The sequence below is a fragment of the Nocardioides hwasunensis genome (assembly GCF_014779665.1).
In the GTDB taxonomy this organism is placed as follows: Bacteria; Actinomycetota; Actinomycetes; order Propionibacteriales; family Nocardioidaceae; genus Nocardioides; species Nocardioides hwasunensis.
In genome coordinates, this window is the sequence record NZ_JACXYY010000006.1 from 341,976 (window position 1) to 368,180 (window position 26,205).

Annotated in this window: 24 protein-coding genes and 2 tRNA genes; 16 read left to right on the forward strand and 10 right to left on the reverse strand. The window is 72.5% G+C overall.

What is annotated here, in order from left to right; all coding sequences use genetic code 11:
• Positions 1–25 precede the first annotated feature (25 nt).
• The 5 genes from IEZ25_RS16190 (at position 26) to IEZ25_RS16210 (ending at position 5,184) form a co-directional block, all read left to right on the forward strand.
• Complete coding sequence (locus tag IEZ25_RS16190; RefSeq protein WP_191200474.1) at positions 26–1,054, forward strand: ABC transporter substrate-binding protein; 1,029 nt, start codon at positions 26–28, stop codon at positions 1,052–1,054.
• Complete coding sequence (locus IEZ25_RS16195; protein WP_191200475.1) at positions 1,054–2,082, forward strand: FecCD family ABC transporter permease; 1,029 nt, start codon at positions 1,054–1,056, stop codon at positions 2,080–2,082. Before IEZ25_RS16190 ends, IEZ25_RS16195 begins: the two co-directional genes overlap by 1 nt.
• Positions 2,079–2,849: an ABC transporter ATP-binding protein gene (locus tag IEZ25_RS16200; RefSeq protein ID WP_318152274.1), complete on the forward strand. Its 771-nt coding sequence runs from the start codon at positions 2,079–2,081 to the stop codon at positions 2,847–2,849. Before IEZ25_RS16195 ends, IEZ25_RS16200 begins: the two co-directional genes overlap by 4 nt.
• 56 nt (positions 2,850–2,905) lie before the next feature.
• On the forward strand, positions 2,906–4,045 hold the full coding sequence (dusB, locus tag IEZ25_RS16205; protein WP_191200476.1) for a tRNA dihydrouridine synthase DusB: 1,140 nt from the start codon (positions 2,906–2,908) through the stop codon (positions 4,043–4,045).
• A 281-nt stretch (positions 4,046–4,326) separates the two neighbouring features.
• Positions 4,327–5,184: an SH3 domain-containing protein gene (locus tag IEZ25_RS16210; RefSeq protein WP_191200477.1), complete on the forward strand. Its 858-nt coding sequence runs from the start codon at positions 4,327–4,329 to the stop codon at positions 5,182–5,184.
• Between the two features lie 25 nt (positions 5,185–5,209).
• Here the strand turns inward: IEZ25_RS16210 and IEZ25_RS16215 are convergent, their stop codons facing one another.
• Entirely contained in the window at positions 5,210–5,677 is a 468-nt protein-coding gene (locus IEZ25_RS16215) for a DUF5994 family protein (protein WP_191200478.1), read from the reverse strand.
• Between the two features lie 116 nt (positions 5,678–5,793).
• Between IEZ25_RS16215 and IEZ25_RS16220 the strand changes: the two genes are divergently transcribed.
• Complete coding sequence (locus tag IEZ25_RS16220; RefSeq protein WP_191200479.1) at positions 5,794–7,074, forward strand: deoxyguanosinetriphosphate triphosphohydrolase; 1,281 nt, start codon at positions 5,794–5,796, stop codon at positions 7,072–7,074.
• Between the two features lie 3 nt (positions 7,075–7,077).
• Here IEZ25_RS16220 and IEZ25_RS16225 read toward each other — a convergent pair whose 3' ends face one another.
• The 3 genes from IEZ25_RS16225 to IEZ25_RS16235 are packed head-to-tail and all read right to left on the reverse strand — an operon-like array spanning position 7,078 to position 8,117.
• Positions 7,078–7,416 carry a YtxH domain-containing protein gene (locus IEZ25_RS16225; protein WP_191200480.1) on the reverse strand — a complete coding sequence of 113 codons (339 nt, stop codon included), beginning with the start codon at positions 7,414–7,416 and terminating at the stop codon, positions 7,078–7,080.
• 43 nt (positions 7,417–7,459) lie between these two features.
• The gene (locus IEZ25_RS16230; protein ID WP_191200481.1) at positions 7,460–7,717 is read right to left on the reverse strand and encodes a DUF3618 domain-containing protein; all 258 of its coding nucleotides are present in this window, start codon (positions 7,715–7,717) and stop codon (positions 7,460–7,462) included.
• The gene (locus IEZ25_RS16235) at positions 7,710–8,117 is read right to left on the reverse strand and encodes a phage holin family protein (RefSeq protein ID WP_191200482.1); all 408 of its coding nucleotides are present in this window, start codon (positions 8,115–8,117) and stop codon (positions 7,710–7,712) included. The genes IEZ25_RS16230 and IEZ25_RS16235 overlap by 8 nt, the downstream gene beginning before the upstream one ends.
• Positions 8,118–8,258: 141 nt before the next feature.
• On the opposite strand from IEZ25_RS16235, the gene dnaG reads away from it, so the two are divergent.
• From dnaG to IEZ25_RS16250, 3 genes are all read left to right on the forward strand, one after another.
• Complete coding sequence (gene dnaG / locus IEZ25_RS16240) at positions 8,259–10,169, forward strand: DNA primase (RefSeq protein WP_191200483.1); 1,911 nt, start codon at positions 8,259–8,261, stop codon at positions 10,167–10,169.
• On the forward strand, positions 10,166–10,666 hold the full coding sequence (locus tag IEZ25_RS16245) for a hypothetical protein (RefSeq protein WP_191200484.1): 501 nt from the start codon (positions 10,166–10,168) through the stop codon (positions 10,664–10,666). The genes dnaG and IEZ25_RS16245 overlap by 4 nt, the downstream gene beginning before the upstream one ends.
• A 52-nt stretch (positions 10,667–10,718) precedes the next feature.
• A tRNA-Asn gene (locus IEZ25_RS16250) sits at positions 10,719–10,791 on the forward strand.
• 56 nt (positions 10,792–10,847) lie between these two features.
• On the opposite strand, the gene IEZ25_RS16255 is transcribed toward IEZ25_RS16250, so the two are convergent.
• On the reverse strand, positions 10,848–11,594 hold the full coding sequence (locus tag IEZ25_RS16255) for a hypothetical protein (RefSeq protein WP_191200485.1): 747 nt from the start codon (positions 11,592–11,594) through the stop codon (positions 10,848–10,850).
• Positions 11,595–11,856: 262 nt separating this feature from the next.
• On the opposite strand from IEZ25_RS16255, the gene IEZ25_RS16260 reads away from it, so the two are divergent.
• Positions 11,857–12,702 carry a hypothetical protein gene (locus IEZ25_RS16260; RefSeq protein WP_191200486.1) on the forward strand — a complete coding sequence of 282 codons (846 nt, stop codon included), beginning with the start codon at positions 11,857–11,859 and terminating at the stop codon, positions 12,700–12,702.
• A gap of 5 nt (positions 12,703–12,707) precedes the next feature.
• Here the strand turns inward: IEZ25_RS16260 and IEZ25_RS16265 are convergent, their stop codons facing one another.
• Positions 12,708–13,460, reverse strand: a complete 753-nt coding sequence (locus IEZ25_RS16265) for a PIG-L deacetylase family protein (RefSeq protein WP_191200487.1) — start codon at positions 13,458–13,460, stop codon at positions 12,708–12,710.
• Positions 13,461–13,558: 98 nt separating this feature from the next.
• On the opposite strand from IEZ25_RS16265, the gene IEZ25_RS16270 reads away from it, so the two are divergent.
• Positions 13,559–14,764, forward strand: a complete 1,206-nt coding sequence (locus IEZ25_RS16270; RefSeq protein WP_191200488.1) for a molybdopterin-dependent oxidoreductase — start codon at positions 13,559–13,561, stop codon at positions 14,762–14,764.
• A 16-nt stretch (positions 14,765–14,780) separates the two neighbouring features.
• On the opposite strand, the gene IEZ25_RS16275 is transcribed toward IEZ25_RS16270, so the two are convergent.
• Positions 14,781–16,070, reverse strand: coding sequence for a DUF1501 domain-containing protein (locus tag IEZ25_RS16275; protein WP_191200489.1), 1,290 nt, complete (start codon positions 16,068–16,070; stop codon positions 14,781–14,783).
• A 1-nt stretch (position 16,071) separates the two neighbouring features.
• Positions 16,072–17,520, reverse strand: coding sequence for a DUF1800 domain-containing protein (locus IEZ25_RS16280; protein ID WP_191200490.1), 1,449 nt, complete (start codon positions 17,518–17,520; stop codon positions 16,072–16,074).
• Positions 17,521–17,647: 127 nt separating this feature from the next.
• On the opposite strand from IEZ25_RS16280, the gene IEZ25_RS16285 reads away from it, so the two are divergent.
• Positions 17,648–18,643, forward strand: coding sequence for a GNAT family N-acetyltransferase (locus IEZ25_RS16285; protein ID WP_191200491.1), 996 nt, complete (start codon positions 17,648–17,650; stop codon positions 18,641–18,643).
• Here IEZ25_RS16285 and IEZ25_RS22320 read toward each other — a convergent pair whose 3' ends face one another.
• Positions 18,644–20,368 carry a sensor histidine kinase gene (locus IEZ25_RS22320; protein WP_191200492.1) on the reverse strand — a complete coding sequence of 575 codons (1,725 nt, stop codon included), beginning with the start codon at positions 20,366–20,368 and terminating at the stop codon, positions 18,644–18,646.
• 139 nt (positions 20,369–20,507) lie between these two features.
• Here IEZ25_RS22320 and IEZ25_RS16295 point away from each other — a divergent pair.
• The 4 genes from IEZ25_RS16295 (at position 20,508) to IEZ25_RS16310 (ending at position 24,718) form a co-directional block, all read left to right on the forward strand.
• Positions 20,508–20,581 (forward strand) — tRNA-Ile (locus IEZ25_RS16295).
• 68 nt (positions 20,582–20,649) lie between these two features.
• Positions 20,650–21,504, forward strand: a complete 855-nt coding sequence (locus IEZ25_RS16300; RefSeq protein WP_191200493.1) for an ABC transporter ATP-binding protein — start codon at positions 20,650–20,652, stop codon at positions 21,502–21,504.
• 6 nt (positions 21,505–21,510) lie between these two features.
• Positions 21,511–22,557, forward strand: a complete 1,047-nt coding sequence (locus IEZ25_RS16305; protein WP_191200494.1) for an iron-siderophore ABC transporter substrate-binding protein — start codon at positions 21,511–21,513, stop codon at positions 22,555–22,557.
• Between the two features lie 31 nt (positions 22,558–22,588).
• Positions 22,589–24,718, forward strand: a complete 2,130-nt coding sequence (locus tag IEZ25_RS16310; protein WP_191200495.1) for an iron ABC transporter permease — start codon at positions 22,589–22,591, stop codon at positions 24,716–24,718.
• A 16-nt stretch (positions 24,719–24,734) separates the two neighbouring features.
• Here IEZ25_RS16310 and IEZ25_RS16315 read toward each other — a convergent pair whose 3' ends face one another.
• Positions 24,735–26,192, reverse strand: a complete 1,458-nt coding sequence (locus tag IEZ25_RS16315; protein WP_191200496.1) for an MFS transporter — start codon at positions 26,190–26,192, stop codon at positions 24,735–24,737.
• Positions 26,193–26,205 lie beyond the last annotated feature (13 nt).

Below are 26,205 nucleotides of genomic sequence, written 5' to 3' on the forward strand. Positions count from 1 at the left end.
GCCCACGATGCGAAAGGGAGCGCCCATGCGCCCTGCCCACCTCACCACCCTCCTCCTCGCCGCGACCCTGGCCGCGCCGTTCCTCGCCGGCTGCGGGGCCAGCGAGGGCGAGGCCGCGGCCCCCGCGGCCGACGGGTTCCCGCGCACGGTCGAGACCTGCTTCGGCGACGTGACCCTCGAGGACCGGCCCGAGCGGATCGTCTCGCTCAACCAGGGCTCGACCGAGATCCTGCTCTCCCTCGGTCTCGCGGACCGGATGGCCGGCGCGGCGACCTGGACCGACCCCATCCTGCCGTCCCTGGCTGAGGAGAACGACAAGGTCGAGCGCCTCTCCGAGAACTCACCGTCTCTCGAGACCGTGCTGGCCCAGGAGCCGGACCTGGTCACGGCGTCCTTCACCGGCACCCTCGGGGAGGGCGGCGTGGCCACCTCGGCGCAGCTCGAGGACGAGTACGGCCTGCCGTCCTACCTCTCGGCCGCCGAGTGCGGCAAGCAGGAGAGCGGCAACAGCGACGGCGCCCGGGAGGGCACGCTGGAGATGGCCGACATCTACACCGAGATCCGCCAGCTCGCCGAGCTCACCGGCACCGAGGAGGAGGGCGAGGAGCTGGTCGCCGACCTCGGTCGACGGATGGACGAGGCCGCGCTGGACGTGGGAGCCGCCGTCACGGCCGCCTACTGGTTCGCCAACTCCGAGTCGCCCTACCTCGCCGGCTGCTGCGGCGGGCCCGGGATCGTGTCGCGCGCGCTCGGGATCGACAACGTCTTCGTCGACCAGACCGACGAGTGGCCCCAGATCAACTGGGAGGTCGTGGCCTCTGCGGACCCCGACGTGCTGGTGATCGGCGACCTGACGCGCAAGAGCCAGACGGCCGAGACCGCGGCGGCGAAGATCGACTTCCTCGAGTCGCACCCGGTGACCAGCAAGATGACCGCGGTCCGGGAGGGGCGCTACATCCACCTGGCCGGGGCCGAGCTCAACCCGTCGCTGCGCACGGTCGACGCTGTCGAGAAGGTCGCCGCGGGCCTGCGCGACCTCGGACTGACGGACTGATGCGGATCCGGTCGCGCTCCGCGGCCGTCCTCGCGCCGGCTGCCGTCGCGGCGCTCGTGCTGTCCATCGCGGTCGGCACGACGATCGGACCCTCGGACCTCGGCACGCGAGACGCCCTGGCGGTGATGCTCGCCCGCCTCGGTGGACCCGACTCGGGGCTCTCCGCGCTCCGGGAGGGCATCATCTGGGACCTCCGGCTGCCGCGCGCCGTGCTCGCGGCGATCTGCGGCGCCGGGCTGGCGCTGTGCGGGGTCGTGCTCCAGTCGCTGCTGCGCAACCCGCTGGCGGACCCCTTCGTGCTGGGCGTCTCGTCGGGCGCGTCCACGGGCGCCGTGCTGGTCGTGCTGACCGGCGTGGGTGCCGGAGCCGTGGGGCTGGCCGGAGGGGCCTTCATCGGTGCCGTGGTCGCGTTCGGGCTGGTGCTGCTGCTCGCACACCTCACCGGCGGCAGCACCGACCGGATGATCCTGGCCGGCGTGGCCGCGACGCAGCTGTTCGCGGCGCTGACGTCGTTCATCGTCTACACCGCGGCCGACGCGGAGCAGACGCGCGGTGTGCTGTTCTGGCTGCTGGGCTCGCTGAGCACGGCCTCGTGGACCGACGTCGCGGTGTGCGGCAGCGTCGTCGCAGTGGGGGTGGCCGTCTGCCTCGCGGCCGCGGGCACCTTGGACGCGTTCACGTTCGGACAGGACGCCGCGGCGTCGCTGGGCGTCCCGGTCGCCCGGGTGCGCCTGGTCCTGCTCCTGGTGACGGCGCTCATGACGGCGGTCATCGTGTCGACCTCGGGAGCGATCGGGTTCGTCGGCCTGGTGCTGCCGCATGCGGCCCGCGCGGTCGTGGGTTCGCGCCACCGGGTGCTGGTCCCCACGGCCGCGCTGCTCGGCGCGGTCTTCCTGGTGTGGGTCGAGATCGGCTCGCGGGTCGTGATCGCCCCGCAGGAGCTGCCGATCGGGGTCGGCACCGCCCTCGTCGGGGTGCCGGCCTTCGTCCTGCTCCTGCTGCGTCGCCGCCAGCAGGGTGTGTCGTGAGTCGCGGGACGGGCATCGTCACCGACCGGGTGTCCTGGGGCGTGCGTGACCAGGTGATCGTGGACGGCGTCTCGCTCGCCGTGGCGCCGGGCGCCACCGTCGGGCTGCTCGGTCCCAACGGCAGCGGGAAGTCGTCCCTGCTCCGCCTGCTGGCCGGGCTCCGTCCGACCACGACCGGCTGCGTGCTCCTCGACGGGGCCGACATCAGCACGCTGACGCGGCGGGTGGTCGCCCGACGGCTGGCGGTCGTCGACCAGGAGTCGGTCACCGATGCGGACCCGACCGTGCGCGACGTGATCGCCCTCGGCCGGTTGCCGCACCGCGCCCCGTGGTCGCCGGAGTCCGCCCGCGACCGCACGGTGGTGCAGGAGGCGTCGGTCGCGATGCGCACCGACCACCTGCTCGAGCGGCGCTACGCCTCCCTCTCCGGTGGGGAGCGTCAGCGGGTGCAGATCGCCCGTGCGCTCGCGCAGGAGCCGAGCGAGCTGCTGCTGGACGAGCCGACCAACCATCTCGACGTACGCCACCAGCTCGAGCTGCTCGAGCTCGTGGTCGCGGCGCCGACCACGACGGTGATGGCGCTGCACGACCTCAACCTGGCCACCTCCTACTGCGACGAGGTCGTCGTCCTGTCCGGCGGGCGCGTGGTCGAGGCCGGCCCGCCGCAGGAGGTGATCACGGAGGAGGTCGTGCACCGCGTGTACGGCGTCCGCGCCCGGGTCGAGCAGGACGAGCAGGGCGTGCACGTCCGCTTCCTCCGGTCGTGACCTCTCCCCGCCGGTGCGATTTGGGCACGGCTCGGCACGAGATCGACAATGGCGACATGACCGTCGTGCCCGCCTCGCTGAGCCTGGGGTCGCTGCGCGTCGAGACGCCGGTGGTCCTGGCGCCGATGGCGGGCATCACCAACGCCGCCTACCGACGCCTGTGCGCCGAGCAGGGCGCCGGGCTCTACGTCTCCGAGATGATCACGAGCCGCGGCCTCGTGGAGGGTGACGAGGTCACGAAGAAGATGCTCGTCTTCGACGAGCTCGAGACGGTGCGCTCGGTCCAGCTGTACGGCACCGACCCGGTCTACATCGCCAAGGCGGTGGAGATCCTCTGCGCCGACCACGGCGTGGCCCACGTCGACCTCAACTTCGGCTGCCCGGTCCCGAAGGTGACCCGCAAGGGCGGCGGGGGAGCGCTGCCGTGGAAGCGCGGCCTCCTCGGCGAGATCCTCACCTCCGCAGTCGCGGCCGCAGCGCCGTACGACGTGCCGGTGACGATGAAGACCCGCAAGGGCCTCGACGACGAGCACCTGACCTACCTCGACGCGGGCCGGATCGCCCAGGAGACGGGTGTCGCGGCGATCGCCCTGCACGGTCGCACCGTGCAGCAGGCCTATTCCGGCGAGGCCGACTGGGACGCCATCGCCGCGCTCGTCGACCACGTGGACATCCCGGTGCTCGGCAACGGCGACATCTGGGAGGCCTCCGACGCCCTGCGGATGGTCGAGCACACCGGCGCCGCCGGAGTGGTCGTCGGTCGCGGCTGCCTGGGGCGTCCGTGGCTCTTCCGCGACCTCGCGGCGGCCTTCCACGGCGAGGACGTGGCCACGCTGCCCACGCTGGGCGAGGTCAAGGCGATGATGCGTCGTCATGCCGAGCTGCTCTCCGAGCACATGGGGCAGGAGCGGGGCTGCAAGGAGTTCCGCAAGCACATCACCTGGTACCTCAAGGGCTTCCCCGCCGGCGGCGAGCTGCGCCACCAGCTCGCGCTCGTGGACTCGCTGGCGAGCCTCGACGCGCTGCTCGACGGGCTGGACGACGACGCCCCGTTCCCCGAGCGCGAGCTCGGCACCCCGCGCGGGCGCCAGGGCGCACCGCGCAAGAAGGTCGTGCTGCCCGACGGGTGGCTCGACGACACCGACGGTCGGGGAGCCCAGCTGCGCGAGGACGCCGACGAGACCACCGGCGGCTGACGGGCGCCTGACAGGTCGGCCCTGACGTCCGCCGCGTGATCGGTGGCTCGTGAGCCGGAACACGCCTGATTTAACCGTGGACAATTGGGACAGGTCGCAAATCCTGTGCTTCACTCGATGATCGCGCCGGCGTGGGCACGAGCATCCTTCCCCGATTCGCTCGTGGTCCGGCGCAGTCCCCCGACAGCAACCGCAAAGGAATCAGCGCTGTGGCTCAGCATCGCCACAAGCGGGAAACCCCTGCTACCCCCCGTGTCTCACGCATCCCTCGATCCGTCCTGGTGTCCGCCCCGATCGCCGTCGTGGCCACGATGTCCGCGGTGACGATGGGTGTGCTCGCAGCCGAGCCCACCAGCTCCGAGACGAGCCTGCTCGCATCCTCGTCGCCGTCCTCGCCGCCCTCGTCTGCGCTGAAGGCCGACGCCCCCAGCGCCCAGGCGCTGCTGAACGCCACCGCGCTGAGCCGGCGCAGCGACGTCCCGGTCTCGCGCTCCCAGATCCGCACCGCGGCGAAGGCCGAGGCCGCCGCGCGCAAGGACATCGACGTCGACCAACAGGCGCGACGCCTCGCGAAGAAGGTCGACGACCAGCTGTGGACCACCGAGGCGCTCAACCTCTGGTCCGGCCCCGGCGAGAAGGCCGAGAAGCTCGGCGAGATCGCGGCCATCAAGCAGCTGTCCGTCACCGGCCGCGAGCAGGACGGTCGCACGCAGGTCGTCATCGACGGCCAGTCCCGGTGGGTCACCTCCGACTACCTCGCCGCGGACAAGCCCGAGCCGGGCCCCTCGCTCGGCGGCACCTGTGCCAACGGCTCGAGCATCAGCGCCGGCCGCCCCGCGCTCTACGACATCCACGACGTGGTCTGCGCCAACTGGCCCGAGATCACCAGCTACGGTACGTGGCGCGGCGACGGCGAGCACGGCCAGGGACGCGCGATCGACATCATGGTGAGCGGCGAGACCGGCTGGGCGGTGGCTGAGTTCCTCCGCGCCAACTACGCCACGCTGGGCATCGAGTACATCATCTACTCCCAGCAGATCTGGTCCGTCGAGCGGTCCGGCGAGGGCTGGCGCGGCATGTCCAACCGCGGGTCGGTCACGGCCAACCACTACGACCACGTGCACGTCACCGTCTACTGACGAGGCGCTCCGCCGACGTGACGGCTCAGCGGGGCCAGTGGTCCCGCGGATCGACGTCGGGGTGCTCGGTCACGGTGTCGAGCAGCTCCTCGGCCGAGTGCGCGTTGCCGTGGGTCGCGGCCGCCAGCAGGGCCTCCTCGCCCTGGTCGTCGCTCAGGGACGGGGGGACGACCAGCACCCGCAGCAGCTTCCGGTGCGAGGTGGTGAGCAGCACCAGGTGCGTGTCGTCGCGGGGGAACGAGCCCACCTTGACGTAACGCCCCGACACGGCGACCGCGCGTGCGCGCAGGTCCCAGTCCGGGGGCGAGACGAGAGCTCGCGTCACCCGGCCCAGCTCGCTGGGGAAGTGGTCGACCAGGTCGGCCATCTCGACCGGGAGGTCACGACTGCGCGGCCACCAGCCGCCGTCGAGGGTGTCGCGTCCCGGGTGCTGCGACATCCGGAGCCGGAGCGGTCCGCGGGCCGGCTGCGGGGTGGGGTGGGGCGTCGTCATGACGTCCGCCTCTCGGCCGGATCGGCGCACCGACGGTGGACGCGATGACCGGCCTGTTGCCACGAGCGTACGTCGGTCGCCAAGGTGTCCCCGGCGCTCGCTAGGCTGACCGGCCGATGAGCATCGAGGACCTGTACGACGACCCGGCGCGCGAGCGCGTCGTCGCCGAGCCGCCCAAGCGGGTCGACGCGCCCGTGCGGCTCGCGTTCGAGCGCGACCGGGCACGCGTCGTCCACGCGGCCGCCTCCCGCCGCCTGGCCGCCAAGACGCAGGTGGTCGGCCCGCAGACCGACGACTTCGTGCGCAACCGCCTCACCCACAGCCTCGAGGTCGCCCAGATCGCCCGCGACCTGGCCCGCGCGATCGGCACGCACCCCGACATCGCCGAGACCGCCGCGCTGGCCCACGACCTGGGCCACCCGCCGTTCGGCCACAACGGGGAGCGGGTGCTGGCCGAGCTCAGCGCCGACTGCGGGGGGTTCGAGGGCAACGCGCAGACCCTGCGGCTGCTGACGCGGCTGGAGTCGAAGACCTTCGACCACGCGGGCCGGTCCGTGGGACTGAACCTCACCCGGGCCACGCTCGACGCCTGCACCAAGTACCCCTGGCCCCGCTCGGAGGCCACCGGCCCGCACGGCGTGCATGCCGACGGCACGCCGCGGGTCGTGGTGAAGTTCGGCGTCTACGACGACGACCGGCCGGTCTTCGACTGGCTCCGAGCCGGCGTCGAGGGTCGTCGTCGCTGCGTGGAGGCGCAGGTGATGGACCTCGCCGACGACGTGGCCTACTCCGTGCACGACGTCGAGGACGGCATCGTGGCGGGGCGGCTCGACCTGACCCGTCTCGACCGCGACGCGCTCTGGGAGACGGTGCGCTCGTGGTACCTGCCCGGCACCGACGACGACGCGCTCGACACCGCGCTCGCCGGCCTGCGAGCGGTCGGCAGCTGGCCCCAGACTCCCTATGACGGCAGCAGGCGGAGCCTGGCCGCGATCAAGAACCTCACCAGCGACCTCATCGGTCGCTTCTGCGGGAGCGTGCAGCAGGCGACCTTCGCCGCGAGCGGTGACGAGCCGCAGACGCGGCACCGCGCCGACCTGGTCGTCCCGAGCCGGACCGAGGTGGAGATCGGGATCCTCAAGGGCATCGCCGCCCACTACGTCATGCAGGCCGACGACCGGGTCACGCTGATGGCACGCCAGCGCGAGCTGGTCGCCGAGCTCGTCGAGGGCCTCTGGGCGCGCGGTGCCGACGCGCTCGACCCGGTGTTCGTCGGCGACTGGGAGTCCGCAGGCGACGACGGCGAGCGGAGGCGCGTGGTCATCGACCAGGTCGCCTCGCTGACCGACGCCAGTGCGGTCACCCGGCACGCAGCCCTCCGGGTCCGGGGAGGCTGAGGACTAGGGGAGGTCGCCCTGCGGGTAGGGGTTGTCCTGCAGGGCCACGTTGTCCGGGTTCAGCTTGTCCTCGAGGTCGGCTCGGTGATCGCCGTTGCCGGACGGCTTGACCTTGTCCGCCGCGGCGCCGGCTGCGGCCTGCACCTTGTCCTTGACGACCGGGGCGGCCTCGGCTGCCTTCTCCCGGGCCACGTCGGCGGCCTGGTGGGCCTTCTCCTGCACGCGCGGGTCGTCCTTGACGCGCAGGACGGCCTTCTTGATCTGTTCGTAGCGCTCGCGACCGGCGCGGGTGCCGAGCACGTAGCCGGCGCCGGCGGCGATGAGCAGCGTGAGCTTCTTCATGGGGGTCTCCCTGTCCTGGATCCGGGTGGGTCGGTCGTGGCGGTCAGTCGCGGCGGCGCACGCGCCACACGACGAGCACGACGGCCATCGCGACCAGTGACCCGACGGCGGCCAGCACCTCGGGGCGCGGCGAGCCGGAGTCGGTGGTCGCGGAGTCCTTGAGGTCGGCCACCGCCTGCTGGGCGTGCGACTTGACGTCGAGCTTCGCGGTGAGGTCGTCGACGGTCGCGGCGAGCTGCTCGCGGTGCAGCGCGACCTCGGCCTCGAGCTCCTCGGGTGTCTTGCTGCTCTGGTCAGCCACGGTGGTTCCCCTTCACGGTCGCGATGTCTTCCTTGATGCCGTCGATCGCCCGCTCGGGCGCCGGGGGCGTCGCCTCCGCGACCTTGTTCTTGCCCATCAGGCCGGCGACTCCGGCCCCGGCCAGCAGGACGACAGCCACGATCAGGGCCGCCAGCCAGGCGTCGACGACGTGGGCGAGTCCGAGGATCGCCGTGGTCACCAGCGCGGCGACCGCGAAGAAGGCCAGCAGTCCGGCGACGCTGAACATGCCGATCCCGACGCCCACCCGCTTGCCCTTCTGGGCGACCTCGGCCTGGGCGAGCCTGATCTCGGAGCGTACGAGCTCGGGGATCTGCTCCGACAGCTGGTGGACGAGAGCCCCGAGAGTCTGACTCTCCGGCCCGTTGTGCTGAGAGGTCATGCCACGACCCTCCCAAACTCGTCGGACGCACACCAGCCCGGCTAACCCCCAGGGGTGCGCGGACCGATGGCGCCCGGCACGGGTGGGGCGGGTGTGGAGACGGCCGGGCGAGCGTGGGTCCACGCCCGTAGACTCCGGTGCGTGGCAGGCCGGATTCGCGACGACGACATCGCCGAGGTGCGCGAGAAGGCTCGGATCGACGACGTCATCTCCGGCTACGTCACGCTCAAGCGCGCCGGAGGGGGCACGCTCAAGGGGTTGTGCCCCTTCCACGACGAGAAGACCCCGTCGTTCAACGTCAACCCCTCCCGGGCCTTCTTCCACTGCTTCGGGTGCGGAGAGGGCGGCGACGTCATCTCCTTCCTGATGAAGGTCGACGGGCTCACCTTCACCGAGACCGTCGAGCGGCTCGCGGAGAAGTACGGCGTGCAGCTGCGCCGCGAGGACGGCGACGACGAGCCCGTGCGACCTCGCGGGCCGGCGCGGGGGCGGCTCATCGAGGCGCACCGGGTGGCCCAGGAGTTCTACGCCGAGCAGCTCGCGTCCGCCGACGCGGTCGTCGCGCGCCAGTTCCTCCACCAGCGCGGCTTCGACCAGGCTGCCGCAGAGCTGTTCGGCGTCGGCTTCGCGCCACGCGACGGGGAGGCGCTCACCCGGCACCTGCGTGCCCGCCGCATCACCGACGAGGAGTCCGTCGCCGCGGGGCTCGTGGCGCACGGACGCTCCCACTACGACCGGTTCCGCGGCCGGCTCGTCTGGCCGATCCGGGAGGCCAACGGCGACACGATCGGCTTCGGTGCGCGCCGGATCTTCGACGACGACCGCATCGAGGCCAAGTACCTCAACACCTCCGAGACCGCGATCTACAAGAAGAGCCACGTCCTCTACGGCATCGACCTGGCCCGCTCGGCGATGAAGGACAGCCAGCAGGCCGTCGTGGTCGAGGGCTACACCGACGTGATGGCCTGCCACCTCGCCGGTGTGAAGACCGCGGTGGCCTCCTGCGGCACGGCGTTCGGCCAGGACCACGCCAAGGTCCTGCGCCGCTTCATGGGTGACCACGACTCGGCCGGGGGCGAGGTGATCTTCACCTTCGACGGTGACTCGGCCGGGCAGAAGGCGGCCATGAAGGTGCTGGAGACCGACCAGGTGTTCGCGTCCCAGACCTACGTCGCCGTCGCGCCCGACGGCATGGACCCCTGCGACCTCCGGCTCCAGGAGGGCGACGAGGCGGTCCGCGAGCTGGTGGCCAGGCGTCAGCCGCTCTACCGCTTCGCGCTCGACAACATCCTCGCCCGCCACGACCTCGACCGCGCCGACGGCCGCGTCGACGCGCTGCGCGACGCTGCCGGGCTGGTGGCGAGCATCCGCGACAAGACCAAGGTCGAGTCGTTCTCCCGCGAGCTCGCGCACATGGTCGGCGTGGACGTCGACGAGGTGCGCGGCGAGGTGCGGCGCGCGGCGAACCGTCCCGCGCCGCGGCTCGAGGAGCGGCGCACGTCCCGCACCAGCGAGGTGGCCGAGTCGCCGGCCCCGGCACGTCCGGCCCTCCCGAGCCTGTCCGACCCGCGTTTCCTGATCGAGCGCGAGCTGCTGAAGCTGGTCATCCAGCACCCCTCCGGTGTCGGACGCACGACCACCCACGTCACGACGAACGACTTCACCCACCCGACCTTCCAGGGTGTCTGGGAGGCCGTCACGGCCGCCGGCGGTCCGGCGGCCGGTGCCGACGACCCGGGCTGGTCCAACAAGGTCCGCAGCGCCGCCGCCACCATCGACCCGGCCGTCGTCGCCGCGATCACCGAGCTCGGCGTCGAGCCGGTCCGCGGCACCTCCGACCCCAACCCGACGTTCGCCGTGGCCTACGTCTACCGCCTCCAGGAGCTCACCACGTCCCGCCGCATCGCCGACGTCAAGGCCCGCCTCCAGCGCACCAACCCGGTCGAGCACGCCCTCGACTACAACCGGATGTTCGGCGAGCTCGTCACGCTCGAGCAGCACCGGCGCAGGCTGCGCGAGGGCGCGGTCGGCCAGACCGGGGCGCAGGCGTGAGGTGGGGGCGTACGTCCGCGCCGTCCGTCGCGGTCGCGGCGGGCGAGCGGGTGCTGGCCGCTGCCACCGCCGCCGACGGCACCGTCGTCGCCGGCACCCGGGACGCCTTCTACGTCGTCGCGGAGGGCGAGACCAGGCGGGTGCCGTGGGAGCAGGTCGAGGCTGCCCACTGGGATCGCGACACCGACCTGTTCACCCTGTCCGAGGTCGGCTCCTGGGGGGAGCTGCGGCCCGTGCACACCGTGACGCTGGAGGAGCCGGGTCGGCTGCTGGAGCTGGTGCGCGAGCGGGTCACGGCGAGCATCGTCCTCCAGCGGCGCGTCAGCCTCGGCACGCGCCGCGGGATGCGGGTGATCGCCCGCCGGGCGCCCTCCGGCGCGGGCGGTGTGCAGTGGGTCAACGAGTACGACGAGGGCGTCGACCCGGACGACCCAGCCGTCCGCGCAGCGGCGCTCGAGGCCCTCGAGACGATGCAGCGCGACGTGGGTCTGCCCTGATTTCCACCAGCGGCGAGGGGCTTGCTAATGTTGCGCCTCGCTGCTCAAGCGATCCCCTGTAGCTCAATTGGCAGAGCATTCGACTGTTAATCGGAGGGTTGTTGGTTCGAGTCCAACCGGGGGAGCGGCAGAAGGGCCCGAGGCGTCACGCCTCGGGCCCTTCGTCGTCACGGCTGGCGCGTCACGTCACGCGGACCGGCTTGGAGGATCCAGGCGGGACCGGAGTGGTGGAGCCGCCGACGAGGACGTCGCCCGCGCCGTAGAAGACTGCGCGGATCGTGTCGCCCTTCTTCGCACGGAACCGCGCCTTGGCGACACCGGCGGCGTTGGTCGAGCCCTTGCGGAGCGCCTTCCACCTCTTCCCGACCTTCTTCAAGAACGTGACCTTGTTGCCCGCGCCGATCGCCTCGGTGGTGCCCCCGGTGGTGACGCCGACCTTCGCGGTGGCGGTGACCTCGGCTCCCGTGCGCTTCGCCTTGAGGCTGACCTTGGTCGTGGCCCTCCCGACGACGTCGACGGTGCCGGCGACCTGCTTGGTGCCGAAGACCGTCGCGGACGTGCCGACCGTGTAGTCCACCGTCGTGGCGATCGAGTAGGTGCCGGCGGGTTCGTGGACGGAGCAGAGCTGGATGGCACCGGAGCCCGAGGGCGGCGTCTGGTTGAGCGTGCCGAAGCTCTCGCGGTGGTGGTTCGCCCCGCTCGCGTCGAGGAGCTCGATGGTGAGCTGCCAGCTCGTGGTGCCCTCCGGGAGCTCCACCGCGTAGGTGAACGCGTGGTCGACGCAGGACTCCGGCGCCAGCACCACCGTCGGCGCGAAGGTGAGCGTCGCGTCACCGGGTGCTGCCTGCGCCGGCGCGGCGACCGAGACCGACGACAGGGCCAGGGCCGCGACGGCGGCGGCGCCGGTGAGGCGCTCGAGGATCGACATGCGGATGGTTCTCCTTCGTCGCGGCCGGACGGACCCGGCCCTGATGGACAGATGGCCCGTGCGTCACCGCACGCACCCCCGTGGCGCGGGAGGGTCACGCCTCACCGCGCCGTCGCCTTCCTACCCCGCGGGTGTGCGGCTCAACCACCGGATGTCCGGACACGGCGATCCCCGGTTGCCGTCACGTAACGCTTCGTCGTCCGCGTGTGAACTGTGCGTTACGCCGGACGCGACGGCGCCTCGACTGGGACAGGGTGGTCGGATGACCGCAGAGCAGACGAGCAGCGCCGGCCCGTCCGGGTTCGTCGTACGTCCGGACGGCACGGTGGCGGGTGACGACGGTGCCTCGGGTGCGCTCGCCGCCGCGCTTCCCTACACCTGGCGTCTCGCGCGACGCATGGGCGAGCTCGTCGGAGCGGGTGACCTGCGCTCGATGGAGGCGATCGGCCTCCGTCGGCTGACGGTCGGCGTCACCTGGACGCCCGCCGGCGAAGGCACCTACCGGGCGGCCGTCGCACCGCTCGAGCCGCGCACCGTGCCGAGCTTCCTGGTCGTCGGTGCGGTGGACGCCTCCGCCGCGGTCGACCACTGCCTCGACCGGGTCTTGGGCGTCCCAGGTGTGCGCTGGAGCTTTGTGGTGACGGCCGGCGCGCGGGTCGTGGCGGCCGCGGGGGATCGGCAGGACCTGCACCACCTGGCCGAGGTCGGCAACCGGATGCTCGCGATCCTGCGCTCGCTGGAGGACCAGCACACCACCGGCTTCATGCGGCTGCGCTTCGAGCACGGCTCCGTGATCGGGGCCTCCCTGGGCCGGCATGCGCTGCTGGCTTCCGCGACGACGGCAGCGGACGAGGACCTGCTGGCGATCATCGACGAGGTCCGCGCCGTCCTCGCCGGCCACGACCTCTCGTCTGTCACGACGGAGCTCGATCCCGAGGCCGTCGAGCGCGCGCAGGACGAGGTGGACCTGACGCACGAGGTGGCGGACCCGGCACCTCAGCCGCCCCTGGTCGGCGCGCGGTTCGGCGGCGCGACTCGTCAGGAGCGGGGGAAGGGTGACCGGACGAGGACGAAGGGCAGGGCGCGGCGCTCGCTCTTCGGGCGGTAGGCGCGTCAGCCCCAGCCGAGCCCGAAGACCTCGAACGTCGCCGCGTGCGTGACGCCGAGGCCCTGGCCACCGCCACGCAGGATGCCGTCGAGGAACTCCTCCGGGTCCCAGCCCTCCCAGCCGAGTCCCTCGATGTAGGCCCGGTGCTCCTTGAGCGAGGCGACGCCCGCGTCGAAGGTCTCGGTGACGTCGACGGCGTGGGACGACTGCGGTGAACCACCGGCCCAGACGGCTCGCACGCCGCCCCACGGCTCCAGGCCGTCGGCGAGCTGCTCGGGGAAGACCCAGCGGTTGCCCGCGTCGCGTACGCCGTCGAGCAGGGCCTTGCCGACCGCGATGTGGTCGGCCTGGTTGAGGCTGGTGCCACCGAAGGTCTCGCGGAAGTTGATGGTGAGCGCGATGTCGGGACGCTGCTCGCGCACGACCCGCGCGATCGCCCGCCTGAGGGCGACGCCGTACTCCAGGATCCCGTCGGGCAGGCGCAGGAAGACGACCTCGTCGACACCCACAGCGGCCGCGGAGGCGATCTCCTCGGCCTCGCGCAGCGGTCCGCACTCGTCGGGATGGATGCCGTCGATCCCGGCCTCGCCGCTGGTCACCATGCAGTAGACGATCCGCTTGCCCTGCCCGGTCCAGCGAGCCACCGCGGCGGCGGCGCCGTACTCGATGTCGTCGGGGTGGGCGACCACGAACAGCGCGGTCTCCCAGTCCTCCGGGAGCGGTTCGTAGGAAGCAGGCCCCGGCCGGTCGTCGCTCATGACCCGAGCATGGCACCCGACCGCTCACGTGTCTTCCCCGCGCGACAGGGCCGGCATTGTGTAGTGAAATGAATCAGTTACTCATATATGGTCGCTGGATGACGTCCCTCGCTCCCACCCGTCGCGGCCTCCTCGCCGGTGCAGCCGTCGTCGGTGCCTCCGCCCTCGTCCCCGTCGCACCGTGGTCCGCGAGACGTGCGAGCGCCCAGCCGCCGTTCATCCTGAAGCCGACCCCGCCGGAGTGGTTCGTCGACCACGGCACCAACGCCGAGATGTCGTGGAGCTCGGTCGACCCCCGGCGCTACCTCACGCCGCAGGCGCGCCTCTTCGTGCGCAACCACACCCGCACGCCCACCCTCAGTCCGTCGACCTATGCCCTGCGGGTGCACGGCGACGGACTGGCCACGGCGCGCACCGAGAGCGAGGCCCTGAGCCTGACCCTCGACGACCTGCGCCGGCTGCCGCGTCACGAGCTGACGGCCGTGCACGAGTGCACCGGCAACGGTCGACGGTTCTTCACCGAGCAGCAGGGCGAGACCGTCTCCGGGACCCCGTGGGCCCTGGGCTCGGTGGGGACGGTGCGGTGGTCCGGGGTCAGGCTCCGCGACGTGCTCGTCCGTCTCGGGCTGTCCCCGGACGCGGTCTCGGTCCAGGCGACCGGCCTCGACGACCCCTACGTCACAGGCGGTACGGACTACGGTCGCGTGCGTCGCCCGTTCCCCCTCGCCAAGGCGCTCGACGACGCGCTGCTGGCCTGGGGGATGAACGGCGAGGAGCTGCTGCCCGACCACGGGTTCCCGCTGCGACTGGTCCTGCCCGGGTGGGTCGGCATCGCCAGCATCAAGTGGCTGGGGTCGCTCGAGGTCTCCCGCAGCGAGCTCACCTCGCCGTGGAACACCACCTGGTATCGGATGACGGGGCCGCAGTGGCCCGCCGACTCCCCACCGCTGACCGTCAACCCGGTGCGCTCGGCCTGGGAGCTCGCCGCCGGTGCGACGCTGCCGTCACGTCCGACCACGCTGACCGGCCGGTCCTGGAGCGGTGCGGGACGCATCACGCGCGTCTCGGTCAGCCTCGACGACGGTCGGTCGTGGCGTCCCGCCGTGCTGAACCGCAGATCCCACCAGGACCAGGGCTGGACCCAGTGGTCGGTGCGCTGCCCACGCCTGCGCCCGGGAGCACGCCAGCTGCTCGCCCGGGCGAGCGACGAGGCGGGCCGCACCCAGCCCCTCGTCGCGGCAGCGAACAGCCAGGGCTACTTCTTCGACGCCGTGGTCCGCCACCCCGTCCAGGTCGCGGCCTGAGCCCAGTCGGGGTGCGTCAGGCCATCACGCCGACGGACTGCGGCGCGAAGCCCGGGAAGACCTGGGCGACCGAGACGCCGAAACGCTTGGTGACGACCTCGGTGAGCACGCTGCGGTAGTCGGTGGTGACCAGCAGGTCGCCGTCGAGCGTGTTCTGCAGGCCGGGCCACGAGCCGTAGTACCGCCCGCCCCGCACGCCGGCGCCGGCGACGAACATGACGTTGCCGAAGCCGTGGTCGGTGCCGTAGTCGTCGTTCTCCTTCACCCGACGGCCGAACTCGCTCAGCGTCACCAGGGTGACCCGGTCGGCCAGGGGGCCGAGGTCGGCGAAGAAGGCGGCGATCGAGCGCGCCAGGTCGCCGGCGTTGTTCTTCATCTCGCCCCACTCGAGCGTGCCCGCGTCGGTGTGCATGTCCCAGTCACCCTGGTCGACGGTGATCACCTCGGCGCCGACGCCGGAGCGCACGATGCGCGAGACGTCGGAGAGCGCCTTGCCCAGGTCGCTGCCGGGGTACGCCGTGGCGGGCGTGCCCACCGGGGTGTCGCGGGCCGCGCCGAACGTCTCGGCGCCGGCGATCGCGTCACGGACCGCCCTGCTCATCGGGCCGCTGCCCTTCCACGCGTGCTTGAGCGAGGCCAGGCGACGGCCGTCCTCCTCGGCGCCGGCCAGCTTGGCGTTGTCGACGCGGCCGACGACGAAGGCCGGGTTCGTGCCGAAGAGCGACGTCGGGACCTGGTTGCCCATCGCGGTGCCCTGGAGCGGGGAGGCGCCCGGGAGCTCACCGAGGAGCCGGTTGAGCCATCCGTTGCGCTCGTTCGATCCCGGCGCCGCGTCCTCGATGGCCTCCATCGCGGCGAAGTGCGAACGGTTCGGCGTCGCCATGCCGGTGGCGTGCACGGCGGCCAGCGAGCCGGCGTTCCACATCGGCACGAGCGGCTCGAGCGCGGGGTGCAGCCCGAACATCGCGTCCGGGACGAGGAGCGAGGCCTGCGGGATGCCGATGCGCGGACGCGCGGCGTAGTAGCTCGGGTCGGCGTGGGGCACGACCAGCGACAGGCCGTCGGCCGCGCCGCGCAACGAGAGCAGCACGAGCACGGAGCCGAGAGGTGAGGACAGCCGCGTCGAGGCGCGTCCGGTGACGGCGTACGCCCGAGGGCCGGTGCCGCTCAGGCCGGGCCCGAGGGCGAGGGCGCCGCTGGCGAGCGCCGTGCCGCCGAGGAGCGCGCGGCGGCTCAGCGCGAGCCGGGCCTCGTCGTAGTCGGGGCAGCCGCAGGAGCTGGTGGAGACGAACTCGTTGTCGGTCATGTCAGCACGCCAGGTGGTCGGGGGAGTCGAGGACAGCGGCGAGCAACCGGGGAAAGCCCCACTGGTAGAGGTCGTGCTCGCGGTCGATCTTTTCCTTGCTGCGGCAGCCCGTGGCCAGGCTCGCGGTCTGCACGAGGCTCCTGGTCGCGGGCCGGTGGAGCAGGTCGCGGCTGACCTCGTCGACGAGGTCGGCGAAGCGGATCTTCTTCTTGGCCGGCACCCACGCGCTGGGCTTGCGGTAGTGCAGGTCCTTGGTCGGCCACCAGCCACCGGCCATCGACCAGTGCATGCCCATCGAGCCGAGTGCCCGCGCGGGGGAGGCCCAGATGTCGTTGGACACCGGCGTCCCGTCGGGCCGCGGCCAGGCGTGGGGTGAGAGGCCGAGGCCGGATGCCTGCCAGAGCATCGCGTGGACACCGGAGTCCTCGGAGCGGGGCTTGTCGATGCGTACGCCGAGGGCGCGGTACGTCGCCACCACGTCCTCGCTCGGGTCGCGCAGCTTCTTCCCGGCCGAGGCGCGGAACTCCTTGCTGGCGACGAGCGCCCGCAGCACCGGCACGATGGCGGTGTCGTTGCTGAGGTAGACCTTGGCGAGGCGGTTGACCAGCGCCGGTGGCGGGTCGTCGCGGACGAACTTCGTCGCCAGCCGCTCGGCGACGTGGTGCGCGGTCAGCGGGTGGTGGGCCAGGTAGCGGAGGTACTCCCGGGTGACCTCGCGACCGTCACCCTTGCGGTTCTTGTGGGTGAAGCCCTTGACCTTCACCCTGCCGGTCCAGTGGTCCTCCTTGACGTAGGACGCCTTCCAGGTCTCCCACATGTCGACGTGGTAGCCGGTGAGGATCCGGGCGGACGCCTTGACGTCGTCCTCGTTGTAGCTTCCCGTGCCCAGGGTGTGCAGCTCGAGGAGCTCGCGACCGAGGTTCTCGTTCGGCGCCCGCTTGGTCGACTGCGCGGCGGAGAGGAAGATGAGCATCGCCGGGTGCGTGGTGGTCGCGGCCAGCAGCTGGTCGAAGCGGCCGAGGGCGTGCGTGCGGACGGTGTCGCCGTAGTCGACCCGCCAGGTGAACTGCGCGTCGCCGCTGACCGGCACGTGGAGCATGCCCTCCCAGAACTCGGTCATCTTCTCGAGCACGGGCCGGCGGGTGTGGATGCGGCGCACGAGCAGCCAGCGGCCGTAGTCCTCCATGACCTGCCAGCCACCGCGGATCTCCTGCACCTGGCGCTTCCACAGCTCCATCGGCCCACGGTCCAGGTCGGGCCACCAGCGGCGCGTCCGGTCCGCCTCGGCGTCCGGGAAGGAGCCGGGCCGGGTGAGCTGCTGCTCGAACCATGCCTGGGCCCCGCCGGCACGGCGTACGTCCGCGGCGAGGGTGGCGTCGACGCCGTAGCCGAACCGCGTCACGAGGTGACGCTGCGAGGGGGACAGCAGCGCTGCTCTGTTCTTGGCCACCGAAGGGTCCTCCCGTACCACCCGAGCCGATCCGAGACGCCACACTGTTGCATGCCCGGCGCGCAACAGTAAGTCGAAACGGGATTTGCATTTGCGTGGACCCCGACCGGTGGGGTGGCATGCGCAGGTGCAGATCACTGAGCTCGACCCGACCGATCCCGCCGCTCGTCGCGCGTGGCACGAGGCACTGGTCACGGCGGTGCGGGCCGACCGGCCGCACGCGCTGACCACCACCCTGGAGGCGTTCGAGGTGGTCGCCACCGCGCCGAGCCAGCACTTCGCGCGCTCCTGGTTGCAGGCCGTCGTGGACGGCGAGGTGGTGGGCACCGCGGAGCTCGAGCTGCCCCTCAGCGAGAACACCGAGGTGGCCTGGACCGAGGTGGCGGTGCTGCCCGGGCACCGACGTCGGGGGATCGGCCGCGCGCTGTGGGACGCGGTCGTGGTCCGGGCGCGCGACGCGGGTCGGAGCCGGATCGGGGGAGAGGTGACGCTCGACCTCGACGTGGCGGGGCCGGGCCAGGACTTCGCGGGGGCCGTCGGGGCGGTCGAGATGCATCGCGAGGACCACCTGGTCGCGCACCTGCCCGTGGCCGCGGCGCTGGTCGACCCGGCCTACGAGGTGGTCCGCTGGCGCGGGAGGTGCCCGGACGAGCACCGCACGGCCTACCTCGCGATGCGCAACCAGATGAACGCCGACGTCCCGACCGGCGACCTCGACGTCGAGGCCGCGGTGCTCGACGACACCCGGCTCGTCGACTCCGAGGAGCGCCTCATGCGGTCCTACGACGTCCGCGTGGCGGCTGCCCGTCGCCGGACCGACGGCCTGTTCGGCGGCTACTCCCTGATGTTCGTGCCGCACGGTGCCGACTACGGCTGGCAGGACGACACCCTCGTCATGCCCGAGCACCGCGGCCGCCGGCTCGGCGCGGCCCTCAAGGCGGCCAACTACGCCGATCTCCCCGAGCACGTCACCCTCGTCCACACCTGGACGGACCCGGACAACGCCGCCATGCACCGCACCAACACCGGTCTCGGGTTCCGGGTGGTGGAGCGGATGCTCGAGATGGAGGTCGCGCTGGACGCCGATCTGGACGTCGACCCGGACGTCGGTGCTCGGGCGTGATCAGGCGGTCGGGAGCGTCACGGTGACGGTCGTGCCCTCGCCCGGCGTGGAGGTGAGCTCGACGCGACCCGAGTGGCGTCGCACGATCCGCTCCACGATCGCGAGCCCCAGCCCCGTGCCGGGGCGCTCGAGCGCGTCGGGGTTCGTCGAGCGGTAGAACTCGCGGAAGAGCTGGTCCTGGTCCTCCTCGGAGATGCCGATGCCCGTGTCCGTGACGCTCATCGCGACGTCCCCTCCGGACCGCGTCAGGCGTACGTCGACGCGACCGCCGGCGTCGGTGTACTTCACCGCGTTGCTCGAGAGGTTGCTCAACAGCCGCAGCAGCTCGTCCGGCCGACCGGAGACCCCGAACGGCTCCTCCGGGGGGTGGACGACGTAGGAGACGGACTTGGCCCGGGCGACCGGGGCGCAGTCCTCCTCGACCGCGGCGAGGACCTCGACCAGGTTGACCCGCTCCGGCTCGAAGGCGGCGTCCGGGTCGGCGACCCGGGCCATCGTCAGCATGTCGTCGAGCACGCCGCCCAGTCGGTCGACCGCCCGGGAGGCCGAGGTCACCGACGTGCGGTCGCCGCGGTCGAGGTCGGAGTCCCCGAGCATCTCCAGGTTGGCCGACACCGTGAACAGCGGGTTGCGCAGCTCGTGCGCGAGCGTGTTGACCATCTGCGTGCGGTAGGTGTCGATCCGGCGGAGCTGGTCGACCTGTCGCGCGTGCGCCACGGCGTGGCCGAGGTCGTGGCCGATGTCGACCGCGGTGGCCAGCTCGACGGTGGTCCACGGCTTGTTGCGGGACGCCCGGGCGAGCGCGAGGAAGCCGAGGCAGTCCGGACCGACCCCGAGGGGCACCAGGAGCACCGACCCGATGCCGATGCGGCCGAGGAGGTCCAACAGCCGGTCGCGGTCGGCGGCGGGGAGCCCGGACACGTCGGGCCGCGCTGCCGAGAAGGGCACCACCCGGCTGTCGGCCCACGCGCGGTCCGCGATCGCGATCACGACGTCGTCGACCGCGTAGAGCGTCGGCTCCACGCCCTCGTCCGCGCCCTCGGCGTACCACGCCGACGAGGTGCCGCCCTGCGCGTCGAAGGCGGTGAACCACATGCCCACGGCGTCGAAGCAGGTCGTGATCGCCGAGCGTGACGCCTCCACGACGAGGTCGAGCGAGGGCTCACCCAGGGCCCGGCGCACGATGTCGCGCGCCTGGGCCGCGAGTCGTACGCGCTCGGCGAGCTCGAGGCGCTCGAGAGCGGTCAGTGCCGTGCGCCGGGTCACCGCCGCGCAGCTGTCGAGCAGCGCGCGACGTCGCCGGTCGGGTCGGCGTCCGTCGAGCGGCATGTCGACCGACAGCAGTCCGCGCAGCTCGCCGTCGTCGTCGAGCAGCGGTGCGGCCAGGAGGTCGCGTGGGTGCCACGCGTCCGGGCCGACTGCGGTCGCGCTGGCGTGGACGTAGCTGTAGTCGACCATCTCCGGCGTCTCGCGCTCGTGCGGGACGAAGCGCCACGGCCCCCAGTCGTCGGCCTGCGCCAGCTCGGCCTCCAGGACCGCGACCGGCAGACGCTTGCCGACCATGGCACCGGCGACGCCCGGACCGTAGGCAGCGACGACCTCGAGCTCGTCGCCGTCGCGGATGCTGATCGCTGCGAGGTTGAACTGGGCGAGCGCCGCAGCGCCCTGTGCGAGCATCTCGAGGTGCTCGCGCGTGGGCTCGTCGAGGCGCAGCCGACCCGGCACGGGTCGCCCCTCCGCTGCCTGTCCCACGGTGATCCCCCGATCGTCAGTGCTCGCTGATCGCCGACGACACTTCTACTACGTCAAGGCAACCCTGCGTCGCGGAATCCACACATCGGTCCCGCTAGGCTGCGCGGCGCACGGGGCGGTAGCTCAGTCGGTCAGAGCAGAGGACTCATAATCCTTGGGTCGTGGGTTCGAGCCCCACCCGCCCTACTGAGCAGGGTGACCCACCCTCGATGCGGTGTTAGGCAAGCCTTACCTATGTCGTAGAGTGGTCGGCCGTGACCACCACTGCGGCGCCCGCCCTGCACGGCCAGGACCTCGTCCTCGGCTACCGCGACCACCCCGTGGTGCACGAGGTGTCGCTGTCGCTCCGCCCGGGTCGGGTGACGGCGCTGATCGGCCCCAACGGCAGCGGCAAGAGCACGGTGCTGCGGTCCCTCGCGCGCCTGCACCCGATGACCTCGGGATCGGTCCGCCTCGACGGCGACGACGCCGCCCCGCTCAACGCCCGGGCGTTCGCCCGCCGCGTCACGCTGCTCAGCCAGTCGCGCCCCCACCCCTCTGGCCTGAGCGTGCGCGACGTGGTGACCTTCGGACGCCACCCGCACCGCTCCCGCTTCGCCGGCCTCGCCGACGCCGACCGCGACGCGGTGACCCGCGCGATGGAGGCCACCGGCACTGTCGCGATGGCAGACCGCCCGGTCGACGAGCTCTCCGGCGGCGAGCTGCAGCGCGTCTGGCTGGCCACGTGCCTGGCCCAGGACACCGGCGTGCTCCTGCTCGACGAGCCGACCAACCACCTCGACCTGCGCTACCAGGTCGAGATCCTCGACCTGGTGCGCGAGCTGGCTGACGACCTCGGCACCGCCCTCGGTGTCGTCCTCCACGACCTCAACCACGCCGCGTCGGTCGCCGACGACCTCGTCCTGCTCCAGCGCGGCCGGGTCCGTGCCAGCGGGACGCCGATCGAGGTGCTGCGCGACGACGTGCTCACCGAGGTCTACGAGATCGACGTCCGCACCAGCGTCGATCCCGTCAGCGACCGGATCCGCGTCGAGGCCGTCGGCCGCCACGCGTCCCGCGCCCAGCCCAGACCCCAGTCCCCAGTCCCGCGCCAACCGCCCCACCAGTGAGGAAGCATGAAGAAGACGATGAAGCCCGGCCAGCTCACCGCCGCCCTCGCGGCCGTGGCCCTGGCCACCGCCGCCTGCGGCACCTCCGACATCTCCGACGCCGACCGCGGAGCGACGTCCGGGGCTCCGGCCACCACCGCTGCGGCGGGTGACGGGTGCGCCGACGTGGCGCCGGCGGAGGGCCCGGTCTCGGTGACCGACGACCTCGGCCGCACGGTCGACCTCGAGCAGCCCGCGGAGCGGGTGGTCGTGCTCGAGTGGCAGCAGATCGAGGACGTCCTGAGCCTCTGCCTCACCCCCGTCGGCGTCGCCGACGTCGAGGGCTACTCGACCTGGGTCTCGGCCGAGGAGCTGCCGGACGGCGTCGCCGACGTCGGCGTGCGCGGTGAGCCCAACCTCGACGCGATCTTCTCCTCCGACCCCGACCTGGTCATCACCGAGGTCTACACCGAGGACGACCCGGTCCTCAAGAAGCTCGAGAAGTACGACGTCCCGGTCCTGGCCACGATCGGCGCCGACGCCTCCGGGTCGGTGAAGAAGATGAAGGACACCTTCTCGCTGATCGCCGAGGCGACCGGCCGCACCGAGCGCGCCGACGCCGTGCTGGAGGAGTTCGATGCCAAGCTGGCCGAGGGCAAGCAGGCGATGGCCGACGCCGACCTGCCGACCACCGACTTCGTCTACTTCGACGGCTGGGTCGACGGCGGCAACGTCGCCATCCGCCCCTTCGGCAAGGGGTCGCTCGTCGGCGACCTCGGCGAGGAGCTGGGGCTGACCAACGTGTGGACCGGCGACGTCGACGAGTTCTACGGCCTCGGCCAGACCGACATCGAGGGGATGACGAAGGTCGGCGACGCCAACCTGCTGCACACCGGCACCGAGGACTCCTCCGGCGACGTGTTCGACGAGCTGGCCAAGAGCCGTGTGTGGAAGCAGCTCCCGGCCGTCGTGGACGGGCGTTACCGCGCCTTCCCCGAGGGCATCTGGACCTTCGGCGGCCCCCGGTCGTCGATGCAGGTGATCGACGCCTACGTCGACACGCTGGCCGGCTGACGGCGCAGCGGGCGATGGTGACGAGCGAGCGATGAGCCTCGACGAGCGTCGGCCGGCCAGCGCCGGACCCGTCCTCCCGGGGGACGTGCCGGCGAGCGCCGGTGACGTCGTGCCCCGGCTGGGGCTCGGGTCCCGGCTCGGGAGCACCGGCGTCCTCCTCGGGCTCCTCGCCGGGCTGGCGCTCGTCTCCGGGTGGCACCTCACCCAGGGCACGTCGGGGGTAGGCCTGCGCGACCTCGTCGGCCTCCTCGTCGCACCCTCGCCCGACGACGCGGGCACCCGCGACATCCTGATCGGGTCGCGGCTGCCGCGGCTGGCGGCCGGCCTGGCCGTCGGGTTCGCCCTCGGCGTCGCCGGCACGCTGCTGCAGTCGGTCTCGCGCAACGCGCTGGCCTCGCCCGACACCCTCGCGGTGACGGCCGGCGCGTTCTTCGCGGTGACGGCCGTCGCGGCCTTCCGCATCGCGGTGCCGCTGTGGGGATCCACCCTGGTCGCCTTCGCAGGCGGCCTCCTGGCGGCGACCCTCGTGCTCGTCCTCGCCGGCGGCGCCGGGACGTCGACGACACGGCTGATCCTGGCCGGCTCGGCCACGGCGATGGCGCTCGGCTCGGCGACCGCGGCGCTCCTCATCCTGTTCCGCACCGAGACCACGGGCCTGTTCGCCTGGGGCAACGGCTCGCTGAACCAGCTCGACCTGCGAGCCTTCCTCCAGGCCGCGCCGGTGATCGTGCTCGCCACCCTCCTCGCGCTCCTCGCCTCACGGCGGCTCGACCTGCTCGGCCTCGGCGACGACACCGCGTCGGTGCTGGGGGTGCCCGTCCGCACCACCCGGATCGCCGCCGTCCTCCTGGGCGTGCTGCTCGCCGCGACCGCGGTGACGCTCGCCGGCCCCATCGGCTTCGTCGGACTCTGCGCACCCGCGGCGGCTCGTCTCCTGGGCCGCGCGATCCCGGGGGTGCTCCGCCACGGCGTGCTGGTCCTCGCGTCCGGGCTGGTCGGCGCGCTGATGGTGGTCGGCGCCGACCTGGTCATGCGGTCCGCCCTCGGTGCCGACCGGGCGATCGCGATCCCGACCGGCGTCACCACGACGCTCCTCGGCGCCGTCGTCCTCGTGGTGCTGGCCCGCGGCGCGCGTGACTCCGGACCGACACGTCGACCGGCGTCGGCCCGGATCGGGGTGCACGGTCGCGCCCGCTTCGTCATGGTCCTCGTCGTCGTGGCAGCCGTGGTGGTCACCGCGGTCCTGGCCGGACTGATGCTCGGCTACACCCGGCTCCGCAGCGGGGACGTCCTGGTGTGGGCCCGGGGTGATGCGCCGCCACTGCTCGCGTTCGTGATGGACGAGCGCGCACCGCGGGTGGTCGCCGCCGTGCTCGGTGGCGCGGGCCTGGCTGTCGCGGGCTGCCTGGTGCAGGCGACGTGCCGCAACCCGCTGGCCGAGCCCGGCATCCTCGGCATCGCCGGGGGAGCGGGTGTCGGGGCGGTGGTCGTCGTGACGCTGGGCTCCGGCAGCCGTACGGCGCTGGTGGTCGCGGCCGTCGTCGGTGCGCTGATCGCCTTCGCGGTCGTCTACGCCGTCTCGTGGCGCCACGGGCTCGACTCCGACCGTCTCGTGCTCGTCGGGGTCGGCGTCTCGGCGCTCGCCGGGGGCGTGTCCACCTTCCTGCTGCTGCGGGCCAGCCCCTACGACACCCCGGAGATCTTCACCTGGCTGTCCGGGACGACGTACGGCCGGTCCTGGGGCCAGGTGGTGCCGGTGGCCGTCGCGCTCGCGGTCGTGCTGCCCCTGGCGATGGTCGCGCGCCGTGAGCTCGACCTGCTCGCGCTCGACGAGGACACGCCGCGCCTGGTCGGGATCGGGATGGAGAAGGTGCGACTCACGGTGCTGCTTGCCGCCGCGGTCCTCACGGCCCTGAGCGTGACCGCGGTCGGCGTCGTGGGCTTCGTCGGGCTGGTCGCACCGCACGCCGCCCGGGGCCTGGTCGGCGGCCGCAACGCGCGCGTGGTGCCGGTGGCCGTGCTCATCGGGGCTGCCCTGCTCGCCTCGGCCGACGCGATCGGACGTACGGCCCTGGCGCCGGCCGAGCTCCCGGCCGGCCTGGTGGTCGCACTCGTGGGCGGGCCGTACTTCGTCTACCTGCTGGCCCGCTCGCGCGCCTGAGGCACCACCAGTGCGATCAGTGCGCCTCGTCGACGGACCGTGAGTCGGTCAGTGTCAAGGCGCCCGCGCCGGCGACCAGCCCGACGATCACGGCGAGGGCGGCGTACGTCACCCGCTCGCCGTGGAAGAACGACGCGACCAGGTCGCTGCTCCACGTGCCGGCCGGCAGCGTCGCGGTGACGAGGGCGGCAATCAGAGTCCCGACGACGGCGGTGCCGACGCTGGTGCCGACCTCCTGGGCGGTGTCGTTCAGGGCGGCGCCGATCGAGGTGCGGTTGGCGGGCATCGCGTCGACCAGGGCGACGGCGCAGATCGTCATGACGGTGCGCAGGCCGACGGTCATGACCACGACGGAGGCCGCGATGGCGACATAGCCGTGGTCGACACCCCACGAGAGGCCGGCCAGCGAGCCGGCGAGCAGGCCCGCGCCGACGAGGCACGCGATGCGGTGGCCGAAGCGCTTGCCGAGGCCCTCTGAGATCGGGGTCGCGAGGATCATCGTGACGATCAGGGGGAGGTTCGCCAGACCTGCCTTCATCGGGCTCCAGCCGTAGGCGTACTGGTAGTGCAGGATCAGGCCGAACATCACGCCGGCCATCGCGACCGACGTACCGACCTGGGCGATCGCCGCACCGCGGACGGTGCCGTTCGAGAAGAGCTTCAGATCGAGCATCGGCTCGGCCGTACGACGCTCGTGCCGCACGAACGCGGCCAGCGCGAGCAGCGCGCCGACGGCCGACCCGAGGGTGACGAGCGAGAGCCAACCGTGCTCGATGCCGCTGGTGAGCGTGTAGCAGGCGAGGCCGATCGTGGTGATGCTGAAGAAGGCGCCCGGGAGGTCGAGGCGGTCGGTGGTGAGGTCCTCCGGGCGGTCGGCTGCAACACCGATCCGTACGCCGATCCAGGCGATGAGCGCGATCGGGGCGTTGACGACGAGCAGCCACTCCCAGCGCACGTGCGTGAGCACCGAGCCGCCGATCACCGGGCCGAGGATGAAGCCGCTCATCCCGACGACGATCATCAGGGTCATCGCGCGCATCCGCAGCGCCTGGTCGTCGAAGAGCCGGAAGACGAGCGAGTTCGTGATGGGCGCCATGGCCGCCGCGGCCAGGCCGAGTGCCGCGCGCAGCGCGATGAGCTCGCCGGCGCTCTCGACGAGCACCACGGCGAGGCTGATCACGCCGAAGGCGCTCAGGCCCCAGAGCAGGACGCGGCGGCGGCCGATGCGGTCGGCCATCGAGCCGGCGGTCAGCAGCAGGCCGCCGAAGGTGAGCGAGTAGGCGCCGGTCACCCACTGGAGGGCGGTGGTGCCGCTGCCGAGGTCGCGGCCGATGGTCGGCAGCGCGATCGTGAGGATCGTGTTGTCGACCATCTCCACGAAGAAGGCCAGGCAGAGCGCGAAGAGCGGGATCCACGCCGCCCGGAGGGAGGAGTACGTACGGGCCGGCGCGGGCTGGACGGTGAGAGCAGTCATGGCGGGCACCTCC

Coding starts and splice junctions, on each gene's coding strand:
- IEZ25_RS16190 (WP_191200474.1), top strand. CDS start 26: ATGCGCCCTGCCCACCTCACCACCCTCCTCCTCGCCGCGACCCTGGCC.
- IEZ25_RS16195 (WP_191200475.1), top strand. CDS start 1,054: ATGCGGATCCGGTCGCGCTCCGCGGCCGTCCTCGCGCCGGCTGCCGTC.
- dusB (WP_191200476.1), top strand. CDS start 2,906: ATGACCGTCGTGCCCGCCTCGCTGAGCCTGGGGTCGCTGCGCGTCGAG.
- IEZ25_RS16215 (WP_191200478.1), bottom strand. CDS start 5,677: ATGACGACGCCCCACCCCACCCCGCAGCCGGCCCGCGGACCGCTCCGG.
- IEZ25_RS16220 (WP_191200479.1), top strand. CDS start 5,794: ATGAGCATCGAGGACCTGTACGACGACCCGGCGCGCGAGCGCGTCGTC.
- IEZ25_RS16225 (WP_191200480.1), bottom strand. CDS start 7,416: ATGAAGAAGCTCACGCTGCTCATCGCCGCCGGCGCCGGCTACGTGCTC.
- IEZ25_RS16235 (WP_191200482.1), bottom strand. CDS start 8,117: ATGACCTCTCAGCACAACGGGCCGGAGAGTCAGACTCTCGGGGCTCTC.
- IEZ25_RS16255 (WP_191200485.1), bottom strand. CDS start 11,594: ATGTCGATCCTCGAGCGCCTCACCGGCGCCGCCGCCGTCGCGGCCCTG.
- IEZ25_RS16260 (WP_191200486.1), top strand. CDS start 11,857: ATGACCGCAGAGCAGACGAGCAGCGCCGGCCCGTCCGGGTTCGTCGTA.
- IEZ25_RS16265 (WP_191200487.1), bottom strand. CDS start 13,460: ATGAGCGACGACCGGCCGGGGCCTGCTTCCTACGAACCGCTCCCGGAG.
- IEZ25_RS16270 (WP_191200488.1), top strand. CDS start 13,559: ATGACGTCCCTCGCTCCCACCCGTCGCGGCCTCCTCGCCGGTGCAGCC.
- IEZ25_RS16275 (WP_191200489.1), bottom strand. CDS start 16,070: ATGACCGACAACGAGTTCGTCTCCACCAGCTCCTGCGGCTGCCCCGAC.
- IEZ25_RS16305 (WP_191200494.1), top strand. CDS start 21,511: ATGAAGAAGACGATGAAGCCCGGCCAGCTCACCGCCGCCCTCGCGGCC.
- IEZ25_RS16310 (WP_191200495.1), top strand. CDS start 22,589: ATGAGCCTCGACGAGCGTCGGCCGGCCAGCGCCGGACCCGTCCTCCCG.
- IEZ25_RS16315 (WP_191200496.1), bottom strand. CDS start 26,192: ATGACTGCTCTCACCGTCCAGCCCGCGCCGGCCCGTACGTACTCCTCC.